The following is a 15,288-nucleotide window of genomic DNA, read 5'->3' on the forward strand; positions in this document are numbered from 1 at the left end:
CTTGGCATAGTGCAAGCTTTACCTGGAGCAAGGATTCCCTTTCCCTTGTCGGCCCGTACCTGCTGACGTACTCGCCGTCCACACCAGGAGGCACGATGCCCATCTCGCGCAGCACGATCGGAACCGTCTTCGTGGGCGGCGCGCTGAGCGTCACGCTCGCCGCCCTGGCCTACCCGAGCATGCTCGGCATCCAGACGGTGTCCAGCGACCAGTCACGTGTGATCGCCAGCACCCGATGGGGCCCGCTCACCGAAGCCGACCGCAACTTCGTCGTCTTCGTCCGCTCCGCAGGACTGTGGGAGGGCCCCTCCGGCGATCTGGCGATGAAGAAGGGGACGACCGCTGCCGTACGCGAGGCCGGGCGGCACCTGGTCATCGGGCACGCAGCGCTCGACGCCAGTTGCCGCAGGATCGCCCCCGAACTGAACATCACCATCCCCAACCAGCCCACCCCTCAGCAGCAGGGCTTCCTGGACACCTTCAAGTCCGACACCGGCAAGCAGTTCGACTCCGACTTCGCCAACATCCTGCGTGTCACGCACGGCTCGATCTTCAACACCATCGCCAAGATCCGCTCCACCACCCAGAACACCCTGGTGCGCCAACTGGCCGACCAGGCCAACGATGTGGTCCTGGACCACATCACACAGATGGAGACCACCGGGGTGGTCAACTTCAACCAGGTCAACAACATGGAGACCAACCCGCCGAAGCTTCCCTCCAGCCAGGTCACACCACCGGTACCACAGCCGGGTGCGCCCATCGTCACCCTCACGGTGCCCTCCGGACTGCCGACCGACGGAGTACCGACGGGCCCGGCCACCACTCCGTCGCCGTCACCCACTCCGACGGTTGGATGACCAGAAATGTGACACACGCACCATCTCGCTCCATACAAATTTTACCCAGCGCAATGATCGGTCGCCCCGGCACGCACGTACCCCTGGCGTCCTAGCCGCTCGTGCCTGAAGGCCGCATGGCCATCTCCCGCAACACAGCAGGAACCGTCTTCGTCGTCGGCGCGCTGGGCCTGACGCTCACCGCACTCGCCTATCCCGCCATGCTCGGCGTGACGACCGTGCCCAACGATCCGAGCCGCGTCTCACCAGCACCCGTTACGGCCCGCTCATCGAGGCCGACCGCGACTTCGTCGTCAAGGTCCGCTCCGCCGGACTGCAGGACTACCCGCTGGGCGAGCTTGCGCTGGAGAAGGGCTCCACGGAGGAGATACGGGAGGCCGGCAAGCACCTGATCGTGGGACACTCCGACCCGGACAAACTGTGCCGCCAGATCCCCCGAACCGAACATCACCCTGCCCAACCAGACGACCCCGCAACAGCAGCAGTTCGTGCAGACCTCGGCGGCGGAGTCGGGGAAACAGTTCGACACGACCGCGGCCAACATCATGCGCGTCACCCACGGCCAGATCTTCCCGACCGTCGCCAAGATCCGCGCCAGCAAGAAGAACACCCTCGTACCCAGCCGGGTGCCCCCGTCGTCGTCCTTACCGCCCGCCCCGACCTGGGCATCAACACCGCCTCCCCGACGACCAGCCCTTCGGCCGGCTGATCAGCGGTGGTCCGCCTGGCCGGTACCGAACGGGATCACGGTGCCGGCGGGGCGGGAGAGTCGGTAGGAGCGGACGACGGCGACGAGGCTCACCGACACCAGAGCCGCGGCCCAGGGCGCCAGGTCGCGCAGCGGCCTGGCCAGACCGGCCCCCGCCTGCGCGCCGCGCAGGGGCACCCGCCCTTCGGGATCCGACACGACGGCAAGCACGTCGCCGGGCCGGGTCGCTTCTCCGCAACCGCGCCAGATGCGGACCCTGAGCGGAACTCCGTCGGTGTCCGCCACCGAACACAGGTAACGGGCAGGCCCGCCGGCCGCCACCCGGCCGTCCTCGACCGACGTCACCACAACGGACTGGACCTGTCCCCGTTCGGCCAGCACGATCCCGGCGGCCGCCTGTGGGGTCTGTAGCGCGAGGCACACCCCGAGCAGCGCGGTGATGCCGATCAACGCGCGTCCGGCTCCCACGAAGGACAGATACACGGCCAGCGCCACAGCGCACACCAGGCCCGCCTCGCCGTCGGCCAGCGAGGGCCGGCCCGTCCAGGCGCCCAAGAGGGTCGTACCGACGATGGCCCCGGCACCGACGAACCCGGCCAGGAGCCCCTCCGTCAGGAGCCCCCAGGGCGGCCGCCCGACGAACTCCGCCGGGCCCCACACCGAGGTGCGCAGGTACGCCATGAGGTGGCGTTCAGAGGGTGCCGAGTGATGACACCTCCGGCGAACGCGTGTCACACCCGCGCACCCTTTCCCGTCCGTTCCGTCGATGGCAACCGCTCGCGTCACCGCACGCGGCCACGCCCCTCGGACCTCCGAGGCACGGCCATGCGGCCGCCGTCCCACAATTCCCTTGCATTATGCAAAAACTCTGAGGATGGGAGAAGAGCCGCCCGGGAATCGTGACGAGCGGTCGGCGGAACGTCAGGTGTCGTGCGCCATCACGCCGTCGACGACCCAACCGAGCGGATGCGGTTCCGGGTCGTCCAGGGCAGGGGCAGGCGGCTCGCCGCCCGCCTTGTTGAAGGCCCCCAGGGCCTCCACCAGCGCCAGGCGCTGGATCGGGGAGAGCCGCTCGACGATGGCGGCGATCTCGGCGCGACGCCGGGCCGTGACGTCCTCGACGGTGCGCCGGCCGTCCTCAGTGAGCTGGAGCAGGGTCTCGCGACGGTTGCCCGGATTGGTCTGCCGGTCGGCGAGCCCGGCCGCGATCAGCCGGTCGACCATGCGCATGGCCGTGGACGGCGCCACTTGCAGGAGGTCGGCGAGGGTCACCAACTTGGTGGCGCCGCGAGTGGACAACACGACCAGCATGCGGAACTGCGGGAGGGTCACCTGTTCCGCGACCTCGCCGAGCGAACGGGCGGAGACCGCCACCAGCAGGCGGGAGGCGGTCAGTACCGCCCGGGTGACGGCGTCGACGTCGTCCATGGTCCCCGCGGGGTTCTCACGCTCCGGCATGTGTCCTTTTTACCTTGCCGGAGGTGGTGCCTCCTCACCTGATGGGAACAGATTTTCCTTCCTCATGACCGTGGTAGCGGAGCAGCAGCATCGCGGCGTCGTCGTGAAGCGGCCCCGCGGCGTGGCGTACCAGGTCCTCGCGCAGCCCCTCCAAGGCGCGGCCGGCGTCGGGCTCCTTGAGCAGTCCCGCCCGCTCACCGAGCGGATAGAAGGAGCCGTCCGCGTCCCTCGCCTCGGTGACCCCGTCGGTGTACAGCAGCAGTTGCTCGCCCGGGGCGAAGTCCACCCGATAGGGCTTGGGCCCCTCGCTGCCATGCGCCCCCAGTCCCAGAGGAAGGGCATAGGCAGGCGGCTGCGGGAAGTCGACGCCGCCGTCACGGCGTACGACCATCGGCGCCGGATGGCCATAGTTGAGGAACACGACCCCGCGGTCCGAACCGATCTCGGCGAGTACGGCGGTGACGAACTTCTCCCCCTCCAACTCCCGGGCCACACTGCGCTCCAGCCGCTCCCCCAGCCCGACCAGGTCGGGCTCGTCGTGCGCCGCCTCCCGGAAGGCGCCGAGCACCACGGCCGCCGTCTCCACCGCGGCCAGCCCCTTGCCCTGCACATCGCCCACGATCACCCGGATCCCGTGCGGGGAAGCCACCACCTCGTACAGATCACCGCCGATCCGCGCCTCGGCGACGGCCGAGGTGTACGACACCGCCGCCTGCAACGGGCCGGCGGTCCGCGGCACCGGTCGCAGGAGCACGCGCTGCGCCACCTCCGCGATCGACCGGACGCTGGCCAGCTCCGCCTCCCTGCGGGAGCGTGTCACCGCGGCCGCGATGCCCACGCCGGTGACGCCGGCCACCGACGCCATCGCCGTGAAGCCCCGCCGCTCCTCGAACAGGCCGTCGTACATCCCGAGCGCCACGCACACGAGCAGCGCCACCGCGCCGATCAGTGCCGTACGCCGCCATCCGCCGACCAGCCCGGAGAACGCCGGCCCGAGCGAGACCAGGGGCAGAAGCCCCACCCCCGGCCCGGCTACAACATCCGCCCCAGCCACCACGGTCATCATCGCCACCGGCATCCAGGACAGCACCGCAGAACCCTGCGTCGGCCCCTGCTCGGTCATGCGTCCTCCAGAGAAGTCCCAGCGCACGAGAGCCGTCTGCTTCGCTTGTGGCGCAGACACCCCTCCCCGCATTTAGACTATGCAAAGGTTCCTGCGAGCGAGGCACCCCCAGCCGAGCCCTTTACCCAATAGAGGCCGAGAGCCGACATGTCCGACGCCGGAAGGCGAAGATGCCCCACAGACAGACCACACCGGACCGGCCCCGACTCGCCGTCTGCCGTGACACCGAGCCACTGGGCGGGTTCAACTCCTGACCAAGACCACCCCAAAGCCCTGGCGATCGGATTTTGCACTGTGCAAAACTTGCATTTGGGGGGCCGAGTCGGCGGTCGGAGTCACCCAGCGCCCAGGAGTGATCGGCACGCTATCGGGAGTGAGGGCGACGCACCGGCCGCCGGCAGGTCTCCCGCCATTCGGGGCTGGGGACACCGCGTGCACCCACTCCCTCTCCACCGGTCGGCCCACACGGCGGTCCGCACGGCGAGACCGGCCGCGGAGTGTCATGGAATGGAGGGATCGTGGCCGCCGAAGACTCGGGGCAGGGCGGAACACCAGGCGACGGGGACGGGGTTCCGCCTCTTCCGGACGCCGTATGGCTGAGGTTCCTCGGCGACACCGAGCAGGCCATTCGAGCCTCCGCACCCAGGGAGCCCTCCGCCTGCGAGCGGGCAGCCGGGAGCCGCCCGGACCCGACTGGCTCGTACGGTGTGCGGCGGGAGCAGCACGGGACCGCGCCCAGCGAGCCGCGAGAGGCATCCTTCGAAGCGGTGAGTGAGGTGTGGCTTCCCGAGGAGTGGCGCCCAGGTCCTGGGTGGCGGGACCTGGGCGGCCCGGACCGGTGGCGACTGGTGGGCCGCGTCCTGGCGACGGTCGCCGCGGTGCTCATGGCCATCGCAGCCTTTTCCCAAGCGACCAGCCGTTCGAGCGCCCCCGGCAGCACACCCACGGGAGTGACCTCTCAACAGTACGAAGAGTTCTTGCCAGACGGCGCACCCGCCGCGACCGCCCCGTCTCCCGCTCCGCCCTACGCGGGCACGCCCCCGACGCGGCCCAGCACCGGTTGACGCCCACCGACGACGCGAGGCGTCCAGCATTCACCCCTGGACAGCGATTGAACGCTCGTTTAGCATTCTGCACATGCGTTCAATCCGTGACGACAGGACCACGCGCGCGGTCATCCGCGACGAGGCCCTGGGCCTGTTCGCCGCAAGCGGGGCGGAGGCGGTGACGATGCGTCAGATCGCCACCGCGGCCGGTGTGTCACCCGGGCTGGTGATGCACCACTTCGGGTCGAAGGAGGGGCTGCGCCAGGAGGTCGACCAGTACGTCCTGGACGTCTTCGAGGCCATGCTCGGCGAGCTGACCGGGGACAGCGGGGCGGAGTTGCTCGATCCCGGGACCGGGGCGAGTTCACTGAGCGAGGTGTTCGCGCGGCACCTGCCCCACGACTCACCGCTGCCCGGCTACCTGCGACGACTCCTGCTGTCCGACACGGACGCCGCGCGGCTGCTGTTCCGCCGCCTCTACGACCTGAGCAGGGCCGCACTGGACGGCCTGGCGGCAGCAGGACTGGCCTCCTCCGGCCGAGACCCGGCGGTACGCGCCGCCCTGCTCCTGTCCAACGACCTGGCCCTGTTCCTGCTGCGCGACCGCCTGGCCGAGGTCCTCGGCACGGACCCGCTGTCGGCCGACGGCATGACCCGCTGGGCTCCGGAGATGCTCAGCATCTACGCGGGCGGACTGAACGCTGCACCACCACAACCGCAAGGAGACGCACCCTAGGAGGCGGCGCATGGCGCCCGGCTCAACACCCGCACCGACAGCTGTCCTTCAGGCTCACGACATCCACAAGTCCTACGGCAGGCATCCCGTCCTGCGCGGCGCCGACCTCACCGTCACCCCGGGGCAACTCGTCGCCGTCGTAGGGGAGAACGGCGCCGGCAAGTCGACCCTGCTGAAGGCCCTGGCCGGCACCCTGCCCGTGGACAGCGGCGAGGTCGCCCTGTCCGGGACTCTCGGCTACTGCCCGCAGGACCCCGTCCTGAACGCGAGCCTCACCGTGGAGCAGCACCTTCGCTACTTCGCCGCCGCCCACCGCCTGCCCGACCTGGACCGCGGCTGCGAACTCGTCCGCATTCTCGGCTACGAGCAGTACGAGGCTTCCCTCGCCGGCGAACTGTCCGGCGGCACGCGGCAGAAGCTCAACCTCACCCTGGCCCTGTTGCACGACCCGGACGTCCTCCTCCTCGACGAGCCCTACCAGGGCTTCGACTGGGACACCTACCTGCGGTTCTGGGACCTGGTCGAGGACCTGCGCGCCCGGGGCAGGGCCATCGTGGTCATCACCCACCTCGTGTTCGAACAGGACCGCTTCGACCTGCTCGCCGATCTCACCGACGGCCGGCTCACCCCGCGCACGACGTCGAAGGAGGGCCACCATGTCGGCGCCTGACGCACTCCGGCCACGGCCGCTCTTCGGGCAGTTCCCGACCGCCCTGCGGTTCTGCGTGCGCGACCAGACCCGCAACAGGCTCGCCGGCCTGCTGCTGGTCCTCTTCGTCCCCGCCTGGTACCTGATGATGGACGCCCTGGCCGGACACACGCCGCTCGACTTCAAGCTGTACGCCACCGGCCGCGTCCTGCACGTCGACGGCGGCCACCTGACCCTGATCTCGGCCGGCCTCAACTCCGTCACGATGATCGCCGGGTTCGTCGTCTTCGACGCCGTCCGCAAGGCCCTCGCCTTCGACCGGCGCCTGGTCTTCGCCGGCTACCGGCAGAGCACGCTCATCGGGGCCAAGTCCCTGGCGGTCTCGCTGGTCGCCGGAGCGATCGCCCTCTACACCGCGCTCGCGGTCCTGCCCTTCTGGCGTCCGGATCCCGGTGGCTGGCTCGCCGTGCTCGCCGGCTTCACCGCCATCGCACTCACCTACGGCGCGCTCGGCCTGCTCCTCGGCGTCCTGGTCAAACACGACCTGGAGGGCTTCTTCCTGATCATCATGGGCGGTCTGATGGACACCTTCCTGCAGAACCCGCTGGGCAACCCGCTCGCCAACAAACCCGTCCTGGAGTGGTTCCCCTCGTTCGGGCCCATGCAGTTCGCCGCCGGCGGCGCCTTCGGGAAGACGGCACTGTGGAGCCACCTCGCGCTCGGCCTCGGTTGGGCGGCCGCCTTCGCGGCGATCGGGCTGGTCATCTTCCGGATCAGGACCCGCAGCCGCACGCACACCGGTGCCTGAGAAGGGCTCTACTCCCGCCGCAGTAGCCGTCCACTCCCCTCGGAGTAACCCCGATCCGCTTCTCCCGTACGACGACCATCACGGCCCGCCCGACAAGCATGAAGCCATGATCGTCATCGAAATCTTCGCCCCCGCGGGCGTTCTCGAACCGGCGCAACGGCAACAACTCGGCAAGCGGCTCATCGACGCGCTGATGGGGACCGAGGACGCCCACACCGAGGCCGTCATGGACTCCGCAGGCGCCCTCACCCAGGTCCTCATCCACGAACCGGCCGCCTGGATCACGGGTGACCGCCACCCGGTCGACCCCGCCGACCCGCCCCGCTACCTGGTCCGCGTCAGCGCACCGGCCGCCTGGCGCCAGGAGATGAGCACCCACGCCATCGACCACCTCACCCAGGCCCTCGCCGAGACCGAGGCCGAGGCCCACCGGGAGCCCGACCGGCTGCGCGACCAGCCACACGCCCTGGTTCACATCGTCGGCATCGCCGAAGGCAGCCTCGGGATGTGCGGACGCCCCATGGGCAGCCTCGACTTCAGCCAGCACATGACCGCCCCGCACCGCGACACCATCGCCCACCTGCCCACCGACGACCTGCCGCCACGCACGGTCACCGACCCGGTGTGCGGCATGACCGTCGACCTCAACACCACCGACCTCACCCTGGAGATCGACGGCGCCCTCCACGGCTTCTGCAACGGCCAGTGCCGGCGCGCCTTCGCCACCGAGCACGGCCTGTCACTGAGCGCGTAACCCTCAGCGGTAGTCGGGGTTGGGAGCGTCCAGGCGGCAGCCCGCGTCCCACTCCGAGCGCTGGTTGCCGTGCGCGGGGATCCCCTCGGCCCGCTTGAGCATGGCCGCCAGGTGCATCAGGTTCCACGTCATGAAGGTGGTATTGCGGTTGGTGAAGTCGTTCTCCGGGCCGCCCGAACCGGGGTCCAAGTACGACGGTCCGGGGCCCGCCGGTCCGATCCAGCCGGCGTCGGCCTGCGGCGGGATGGTGTAGCCGAGGTGCTGAAGGCTGTAGAGGACGTTCATGGCACAGTGCTTCACGCCGTCCTCGTTGCCGGTGATCAGACAGCCGCCGACGCGGCCGTAATAGGCGTACTGCCCCTCGGAGTTGAGCAGACCGGAGCAACCGTAGAGCCGCTCGATCACCTTCTTCGTCACCGAGCTGTTGTCGCCCAGCCAGATCGGTCCGGCGATCACCAGGATGTCGGCGGCCATCACCTGCTCGTACAGGGCGGGCCACTCGTCCGTCGCGAAGCCGTGTTCGGTCATGTCCGGGTAGACGCCGGTGGCGATGTCGTGGTCGACGGCCCGGACCTCCGATGTCGTGACGCCGCGCGACATCATGATCGCCGCGCTCTTGTCGATGAGTCCCTGGGTATGGCTGACCTGCGGCGACGGCTTGAGCGTGCAGTTGATGAACAGGGCGGTCAGGTCGTCGAATCGGTAGGCGTCGTCGGTGGCGTTCACGGCGGCTCCTTGCGCGCGAGGCGATGCTTCGTCCCAGGGAGGGACGGATCCAGCCGCAGCTTCTCGCATGGATCTCCGTTTGTCGCGCTTTGTCTGGCAACCGTCATTGTTTCGACCGATGTCGTGCACGCTGGGCGCCTGGCTGGGATCCGGCACAGGCGGCCCGTCTACGGCGGGGGGACGACACCGGGTTCGTCGTGCCTGTGGCCGACGGGGTGGCCACGTACGCCGAGGAGGACTCGCCCTTCAACAAGATCGCGGGACTCGGGTTCGGCCGCGCCCCGGACGCGGCCACACTGGGCGACATCGAGGATGTCTTCGCCGAACGCGGTGCTCCTGTCCGGGCGGAGGTGGCGAATCTGGCGGACCCTGCGGTGGGCGCGCTGCTGACGGATCGTGGATACCGGCTGGCCTCCTTCGAGAACGTGCTCGGTCTTGACCTCACAGGCGGCTGTGAACGCGTGGTTGCTTCCGGCATCGAGGTCCGGGTGTGCCGCGAGGACGAGTTCGACGCGTGGCTGGAAGCCGTGGTGGACGGCTTCGCTCATCCCGACGCCCAAGGTGTTCCCCCGCACGAGGAATTCCCCCGAGAGGTACTTGCCAACGCCGAGCGGGACTTCGCCGCTGCAGGTGTGGTGCACTACGTCGCCCTGTGCGACGGCGATGTCGCCGGAGGCGGCAGTCTCCGTATCGCGGACGGCATCGCTCAGCTCACGGGCGCGGCGACCGCGCCCGCGTATCGCCGACGCGGTATCCAGACTGCCCTTCTCTCGGCCCGGCTCGCCGATGCTGCCGCAGCCAGCTGTGACATCGCCGTGGTGACGACTCAGCCGGGTTCCAAGTCCCAGCAGAACGTGCAGCGCCGGGGATTCCACCTGCTGTACACACGAGCGGTTCTGGTCAAGGACGCACGAGTACTGGGCACGACGGCTCGCCCAGACGTGCCTTCGGCCAGTCGGCTGGCCCGGGCGGTAAGGGAGGAAACCCCGGACGAGGTACGCGTGGTGGAGTACAAGAGCTCGCGGGAGAAGCTCCGGCCGTTGTTCGAACTCGCCGAGGACTCGCCGGGGCAGCTCGCGTCCTACATCGAGGACGGGCGCGTGCTCGTCGCGGTGCAAGGAACGGACGTCCTCGGTCATCTGCAACTGGTGGGCACCGATCAGCCCGGCGAGTTCGAGATCAAGAACATGGCCGTACGGGAAGACCGTCAGCGCACGGGCGTCGGCAGGTGTCTGGTGCAGTACGCGATGGACCTGGCCGCCGACGCATCAGCCAGACGCCTGCTGGTCGCCACCGCCGCGGTCGACACCGGGAACCTGCGTTTCTACCAGCGCCAGGGTTTTCGGCTGCGGACCGTCGAGCGGGACGCCTTCACGCCCCGGACCGGATATCCTCCCGGCCTGCTGATCGACGGCATCGAGCTACGCGACCGCGTCTGGCTCGACCTCCCGCTCGCGGCGCCCGCACCCGGCTCCCCCACCCGTCTGCCCAGCGAGACCTGACTCCGCCATAGCGTCGAGAACTGATTCCAGGAAGTGGGACCAACAGTCCTTTTCCATTCCTCGGAACCGCTTGCGTCTCGTTCGGACGCTGCGCTCGTCGTGTGCAGCCGACCGACGGCCTGATACGGCGGTCAGTCCATCGCCGGGCCGTCACTCGGCTCGCCCAGGTTCTCGGCGAGCTGGAAGAGGGCGGGCAGCGCGGTGGCAAGGGCAGCGCGATCGGCGTCGCCGAGGGCTGCGAGCGCCGCGTCCATGCGGCGTTCGTGGGCACCGGTCCACGCGGCGAGCTGCTCGTGGCCGGCGTCGGTGAGGGTGACGACCGAGGCACGGCGGTCCGCGGGATCGACCTCACGGACCACGAGCCCCGCGGTGATCATCTGGCCGATCAGTCCACTGACGGTGCTGGGGGCCAGGCGCTGACGCGTGGCCAGCTCGCTGACCCGGGCGGGCGAGTGCTCGCCCAGCACCTGCAACAACTCGACCTGCGCCATGGGCAGGGTTTCCCACGGGTAGTCGGTACGGATCGAGGCCCGCAGCACACGACGCAGCCTGGTCACGGCCTCGGTCAGCAACCGAGCCTCCGACGCCTCAGCGGCGGGCTGGGACAGGGGGAGTTCTGAGCGGGGCTGCGCGGACATGCGGCAAGGGTAGCCGGGACAGCCGTGTACACCCGTTCGTCCGGCGTGACGCCCGCCCGCCAATTACTTCGGCGTCCAATGTAATCTCGTGCAGATCCCTCCCTGGCCAGTCGGCCAGTCCCCCGTGTATGTGAGAACGGTCGAGCCCATGCACCTCGCCTACCTGCCCAGCCCCTCGCAGGACGTGTGACACCTTGGGCCGCTGCCGATCCGCGCGTACGCGCTGAGCATCCTGGCCGGCATCTTCACCGCCGTGTGACTGACCGGCCGCCACTGGGAAGCCCGCGGCGGACGGCGTGAGGACATCGCCGACATCGCAATCTGGGCGGTGCCGTTCGGCATCCGCGGCGGACGCGTCTACCACGTGATCACCGACCCCGAACTGTACTTCGCGGCCGGCAAGCAACGTCTGCACGCCCTGTTCATCTGGGACGGCGGCCTGGGCATCCCCGGCGCGGTGGCCCTCGGCGCGGTCGGCGCCTGGCTCGGCTGCCGCCGCCGCGGTATCAAGCTGGCCGACTTCGCCGACGCCGTCGCCCCCGGGCTGGTACTGGCCCAGGCGATCGGCCGCTGGGGCAACTACTTCAACGAGGAACTGTACGGCCGCCCCACTCACCTGCCCTGGGCGCTGTACATCGACCCGGCCCACCGTCCCGCCGACAGCCTCAGTGTCGCCCCTCTACCACCCGTCCTTCCTGTACGAGTTCCTGTGGGACCTCGGCGTCATGGCGCTGCTGCTCTGGCTGGACGCCCGCCACCACCAACGCCCGCGCCACGGACGGCTGTTCGCCTGCTAAGTGCTGGCCTACACAACCGGCCGGGCCTGGATCGAGGCGTTGCGCATCGACCACGCAAACCACTTCCTGGTCCTGCGCCTGAACGACCATGTCTCCCTGATCCTGTTCACCGGCGCACTCGGCTACCTGATCGCGGGCTGCCGCCCTCGCAGCGGCGACGACGCCCCCTACCGCGGGGAGACGCCGGCGGGAATGCGGTGGCACCGATCACTGATGCCGCTCCCAGCTGGGAGCGGGTGTGACCGCAGCTCCTGATGCGTCCCGGACCTCAGCGGCGAAGCCCCGGCCCGGTGGCGCCTCGGGCAGCGCCTGCCGCTCGGCTGCGGCTGCCGGAGCGCCCCCGCCCCCTACAGGCAAAGAAGCTTGCACCCATGGGCGTCCGCCAGCCGTCCGGCTGGGGCCAACAGCGTCACCAGGGGAGCACGTAGACCAGGGACACCCATTCCACCGCCAGCCACCAGGGTTTCGGCCGGACCGGGAGTCATTTACGTGACCATGACCCCCACATTACATCGCCCTCCGAACTATTCTGCTACCGTCCCAATTCGGGACCCGGCGACAGCACCGTCAACGCCGCCATCCGGGGCGGCTGAGGTATGTCCAATCGGTGTCGTCGTCGGGCCTGTACGAGAAGTCACGCAGCCCCGAGGCCAGGGGGAGTCATGTTGATCGAACCGGATGAGGACGTCGCCATTCGGCACCTCACCGACCACCTGAAGACCTCGTTCGGCGACAGCCGAGCACCCGACGAGATCGAGTCCGCGGTCGCCACGGCCTACGCAGCCTTCGACGACCTGCCGATCCGGACCTATGTCCCCGTCCTCGTGGAACGCCAGGCTCGCCGCATCCTGCGTGAGCGCTCCGGCTGAACACCGAGACCCCTACGCCACGGCGCCGTTCCCTTCCTCTGCGGTGCGGTGGGTCTCTTGCGCCTGCTGACGGCGGATGCGGATCTCCCTGAGCGACAGGACGACGACCGCGAGGTTCAGGGGGAAGGCGATGGCGTTGGCCGCCTCCGGGATGTCGAAGGCGCGCAGCAGGCTCGCTCCCGCGGCGATCAGGAAGAGTGCGAGCGGCAGGAACCTTCGCCAGGCGGACAGGTCGCGCATCCGGGCGACGGTGACAGCGCACCACAGAGTGAGGCAGAAGAAGGCGAGTCCGCAAGCAGCGACGGCGGGAAGCATGCGAGGTATCTCCACGAAGGGAAGCCGAGGCCGTGCGGTGGGCAAGGCGGCCGGTGGCTTGCGGATTTGGGGGCGGGAGGGTGGTGCTCCGCGACAGCTGTCGTGGAGCACCACCCTAGGCGCTGGTCAGGGCAGGCTCAGCCCTTTGTGTAGACGATGCGGTAGCTGGACACGTAGCGCCACGATGTTCTTGTCCAGCTCCAGCCTCCCGTTCGGGTCCATTTGATGCCGGTCCACTTGATCCGGTAGGTGGTTCGGTCGCGGTAGGAGTACTGCCAGTGCGTTTCGAAGGTCGCCAGGATCTTCTGCCGGCCCCAGCCGTACCAGGCCACGACCTTGCACTTGAAGATGTACTGCTTGCGGTAGCGGTACTGGCGCTTCCACGCGCTGATGGGAACCGGCCCGTAGTCACCGCTCAGGATGTCCATGTACCAGTGCCAGTTGACGTTCTGCCACCCGCTGTAGCTCCAGCGGGTGGTGCGCAGGACCGTGGTGAAACTGCGCCCGGTCCAGGCGTGCTTGGGTACACGGCAGGTCGCGCAGACGGTGACGTCCTCGTTGTTGACGGGGTCGGCACAGGCGTAGTCGTAGGCGTTGCAACTGCCGCCGGGTATCGGGTCGGCGGACAGGAAGCGGCCGGTGGACGGGTTGTACAGGCGCACGCCCATCAGGGTGAGACCCGTGAGGGTCTCCGTGGACCGGTGCATGCCGCCGTGCCAGCCGTAGCGGATTGCGCTTGAGGTGTTGGCACGGTTGCCGTACTCGTCGGTGGTGAGCACGGTGGGCGCCTGTCCGGCGGTGGTGGGCAGTTGCATCACCACGTCGCCGTGCAGGTTGACCAGTTGCAGGACGGTCGAGCCGGTCTTGGCGGTGGTGGCCACCAGTTGGCCGTCGAACCCGTTCACGTTGCGGGTGACCGCGCCGGTGGCGATGTCTTCCACCGTCCAGCGCGGTATGTCCGCGTCGGAGCTGTAGTGGTTGAGCTTGGACTGAGTCTGCGTCCAGCTGCCGGAGGTGTTGGACTCCACCGTCCAGCCACGGAAGCGCAGTTGGGAGTCGAGGGTCCAGGTCTGCCGCTGGCTTCCGGCGGTCTGCTGGCGCACCAGGTCGTTGGTGTACTAGGCCAGCGTGGTGCCGGGGGCCGCGGTGGTGCGGCCGAAGGCGTCGTAGGCGTAGCCGGAGTCGACCAGGCGGTCGGCGCTGTCGTAGGCGTGGCTGGTGGTCGTCGCGCCGGTGGTGGTGCAGGCCAGGCCGGGTTCGGCAGCCGCGGTGGCCAGGGTCTGGCGGTTGGCGTTCTTGTCGAGCGTGTAGCTGCGGGTGATGCACACGCTGTCGACGGTGTCGTCCTCGGCCCGGACCAGCCGGCCGGCCGGCCTTGTCGTAGCGGTAGGTCTGGCTGGAGGTCTGGCCCAGCGAGCCGGTGTAGGAGGAGCGCTGACCGTGGACGGTGGGGATGATGGTCTCGGCGAAGAGAACCTCACTGTCGCTGTCGCGGGTGTACGTCCGCTGCGTCGCCATGCCGGCCGGATTGGTGCTCTGACTCATGGTGTAGCCCCCCGGGAGTTTCTGGGAGCTCACCTGTCCGTCGGCGTCGTAGCGGACGCTGAAGGGTCCCGCCACGGAGTCGGTGATGGAGGTGGGCAGGCCGCGGGGATCGACGCTCGTGTCGTACGCGTAGCTCGTGCTGGAGGGCACGCTGTCGCTGACCTGGACGGCGTGGCCCTCGGCGTCATACTGGCTGGTGGTCACCCCTCCGTCGGCGTCGGTGTAGGAGATGAGGCGGCCGAGCTTGTCATACGCCTTCTTGACGATTCCGCCGCCTGTGGAGGCAATCTCGGCCACCCTGCCGCTGACCGGGTCGTAGGTGGTGGTGACCGCGGGGATGGTGGTGCCGGTGCCCCCGGTGATCGTCACGGTCTTCGTGCGGCCCGCGTCGTCGTATTCGGTGGTCTTGACCCGGGTGGTGCTGTTGGCGGTCTCCGTGAGTTTGGAGGTCTCGCCCCAGCGGTCGTACTCGGCGGTCGTGGTCGCCAGTTGGGTCGGGTTGGAGCCGCCGCCGGTGATCGCCGCGGCGGGGCGGGTACGGCAGACCTCATCGGCCCACGCGGGCCGGCCGCAGGCTCCGGTGCCGTCGCCGGTGTAGTAGTCCGTGATCAGCGTGCGGGCGTCGGATGCGGTGGATGCGGGCAGGCTGCGCATTATCTGGCGTCCGGCGGTGTCGTAGGTGGCCTTCTCGGTGATGGCCAGGCCGCCCGGGTCCTGGATTGTACTGGTGGGCTCGCGCACCACCCAGTCGTA

Annotated in this window: 16 protein-coding genes and 3 pseudogenes; 10 read left to right on the forward strand and 9 right to left on the reverse strand. The window is 69.2% G+C overall.

What is annotated here, in order from left to right; all coding sequences use genetic code 11:
- Positions 1–95: 95 nt before the first annotated feature.
- The gene (locus tag ACIP6U_RS46190) at positions 96–860 is read left to right on the forward strand and encodes a DUF4142 domain-containing protein (RefSeq protein WP_401729274.1); all 765 of its coding nucleotides are present in this window, start codon (positions 96–98) and stop codon (positions 858–860) included.
- Positions 861–976: 116 nt separating this feature from the next.
- A pseudogene (locus ACIP6U_RS46195) lies at positions 977–1,569 on the forward strand (DUF4142 domain-containing protein).
- Here the strand turns inward: ACIP6U_RS46195 and ACIP6U_RS46200 are convergent.
- From ACIP6U_RS46200 to ACIP6U_RS46210, 3 genes are all read right to left on the reverse strand, one after another.
- A complete protein-coding gene (locus ACIP6U_RS46200) occupies positions 1,570–2,250 on the reverse strand; it encodes a hypothetical protein (protein ID WP_401729275.1) in 681 nt (226 codons plus the stop codon).
- A gap of 240 nt (positions 2,251–2,490) precedes the next feature.
- A complete protein-coding gene (locus ACIP6U_RS46205) occupies positions 2,491–3,027 on the reverse strand; it encodes a MarR family winged helix-turn-helix transcriptional regulator (protein ID WP_401729277.1) in 537 nt (178 codons plus the stop codon).
- Between the two features lie 34 nt (positions 3,028–3,061).
- A complete protein-coding gene (locus ACIP6U_RS46210) occupies positions 3,062–4,150 on the reverse strand; it encodes a PP2C family protein-serine/threonine phosphatase (protein ID WP_401729278.1) in 1,089 nt (362 codons plus the stop codon).
- 1,137 nt (positions 4,151–5,287) lie between these two features.
- On the opposite strand from ACIP6U_RS46210, the gene ACIP6U_RS46215 reads away from it, so the two are divergent.
- The 4 genes from ACIP6U_RS46215 to ACIP6U_RS46230 all read left to right on the forward strand — a co-directional run bounded on the left by ACIP6U_RS46215 (position 5,288) and on the right by ACIP6U_RS46230 (position 8,143).
- Positions 5,288–5,932: a TetR/AcrR family transcriptional regulator gene (locus ACIP6U_RS46215; RefSeq protein WP_401729279.1), complete on the forward strand. Its 645-nt coding sequence runs from the start codon at positions 5,288–5,290 to the stop codon at positions 5,930–5,932.
- A gap of 10 nt (positions 5,933–5,942) precedes the next feature.
- Positions 5,943–6,602 (forward strand): ABC transporter ATP-binding protein, encoded by a 660-nt coding sequence (locus ACIP6U_RS46220; RefSeq protein ID WP_401729281.1) that lies wholly within the window; start codon positions 5,943–5,945, stop codon positions 6,600–6,602.
- Positions 6,589–7,389 (forward strand): hypothetical protein, encoded by an 801-nt coding sequence (locus ACIP6U_RS46225; protein ID WP_401729283.1) that lies wholly within the window; start codon positions 6,589–6,591, stop codon positions 7,387–7,389. Before ACIP6U_RS46220 ends, ACIP6U_RS46225 begins: the two co-directional genes overlap by 14 nt.
- Positions 7,390–7,495: 106 nt before the next feature.
- The gene (locus ACIP6U_RS46230) at positions 7,496–8,143 is read left to right on the forward strand and encodes a hypothetical protein (RefSeq protein WP_401729285.1); all 648 of its coding nucleotides are present in this window, start codon (positions 7,496–7,498) and stop codon (positions 8,141–8,143) included.
- 3 nt (positions 8,144–8,146) lie between these two features.
- Here ACIP6U_RS46230 and ACIP6U_RS46235 read toward each other — a convergent pair whose 3' ends face one another.
- On the reverse strand, positions 8,147–8,869 hold the full coding sequence (locus ACIP6U_RS46235; RefSeq protein ID WP_401729286.1) for a flavodoxin family protein: 723 nt from the start codon (positions 8,867–8,869) through the stop codon (positions 8,147–8,149).
- A 197-nt stretch (positions 8,870–9,066) separates the two neighbouring features.
- On the opposite strand from ACIP6U_RS46235, the gene ACIP6U_RS46240 reads away from it, so the two are divergent.
- Positions 9,067–10,371 carry a GNAT family N-acetyltransferase gene (locus ACIP6U_RS46240; RefSeq protein WP_401729287.1) on the forward strand — a complete coding sequence of 435 codons (1,305 nt, stop codon included), beginning with the start codon at positions 9,067–9,069 and terminating at the stop codon, positions 10,369–10,371.
- Positions 10,372–10,502: 131 nt separating this feature from the next.
- On the opposite strand, the gene ACIP6U_RS46245 is transcribed toward ACIP6U_RS46240, so the two are convergent.
- Entirely contained in the window at positions 10,503–11,009 is a 507-nt protein-coding gene (locus tag ACIP6U_RS46245; RefSeq protein WP_401729288.1) for a MarR family winged helix-turn-helix transcriptional regulator, read from the reverse strand.
- Between the two features lie 202 nt (positions 11,010–11,211).
- Between ACIP6U_RS46245 and lgt the strand changes: the two are divergent.
- Positions 11,212–12,061: pseudogene (gene lgt, locus ACIP6U_RS46250) on the forward strand (prolipoprotein diacylglyceryl transferase).
- A gap of 407 nt (positions 12,062–12,468) precedes the next feature.
- On the forward strand, positions 12,469–12,675 hold the full coding sequence (locus ACIP6U_RS46255) for a three-helix bundle dimerization domain-containing protein (protein WP_401729289.1): 207 nt from the start codon (positions 12,469–12,471) through the stop codon (positions 12,673–12,675).
- Between the two features lie 12 nt (positions 12,676–12,687).
- Here ACIP6U_RS46255 and ACIP6U_RS46260 read toward each other — a convergent pair whose 3' ends face one another.
- The 4 genes and pseudogenes from ACIP6U_RS46260 to ACIP6U_RS46275 form a co-directional block, all read right to left on the reverse strand.
- Complete coding sequence (locus tag ACIP6U_RS46260; protein ID WP_401729291.1) at positions 12,688–12,990, reverse strand: hypothetical protein; 303 nt, start codon at positions 12,988–12,990, stop codon at positions 12,688–12,690.
- Positions 12,991–13,127: 137 nt separating this feature from the next.
- A complete protein-coding gene (locus ACIP6U_RS46265) occupies positions 13,128–14,093 on the reverse strand; it encodes an RHS repeat-associated core domain-containing protein (RefSeq protein WP_401729292.1) in 966 nt (321 codons plus the stop codon).
- 15 nt (positions 14,094–14,108) lie between these two features.
- The gene (locus ACIP6U_RS46270) at positions 14,109–14,318 is read right to left on the reverse strand and encodes a hypothetical protein (RefSeq protein WP_401729294.1); all 210 of its coding nucleotides are present in this window, start codon (positions 14,316–14,318) and stop codon (positions 14,109–14,111) included.
- A gap of 415 nt (positions 14,319–14,733) precedes the next feature.
- Positions 14,734–14,904, reverse strand: a pseudogene (locus tag ACIP6U_RS46275) (hypothetical protein); the annotation flags it as partial.
- Here ACIP6U_RS46275 and ACIP6U_RS46280 point away from each other — a divergent pair.
- Positions 14,861–15,133 carry a hypothetical protein gene (locus tag ACIP6U_RS46280; protein WP_401729295.1) on the forward strand — a complete coding sequence of 91 codons (273 nt, stop codon included), beginning with the start codon at positions 14,861–14,863 and terminating at the stop codon, positions 15,131–15,133. The pseudogene ACIP6U_RS46275 and the gene ACIP6U_RS46280 sit on opposite strands and share 44 nt — an antisense overlap.
- Positions 15,134–15,288 lie beyond the last annotated feature (155 nt).

It is taken from the genome of Streptomyces sp. NPDC088794, assembly GCF_044750545.1.
Classification (GTDB): domain Bacteria; phylum Actinomycetota; class Actinomycetes; order Streptomycetales; family Streptomycetaceae; genus Streptomyces.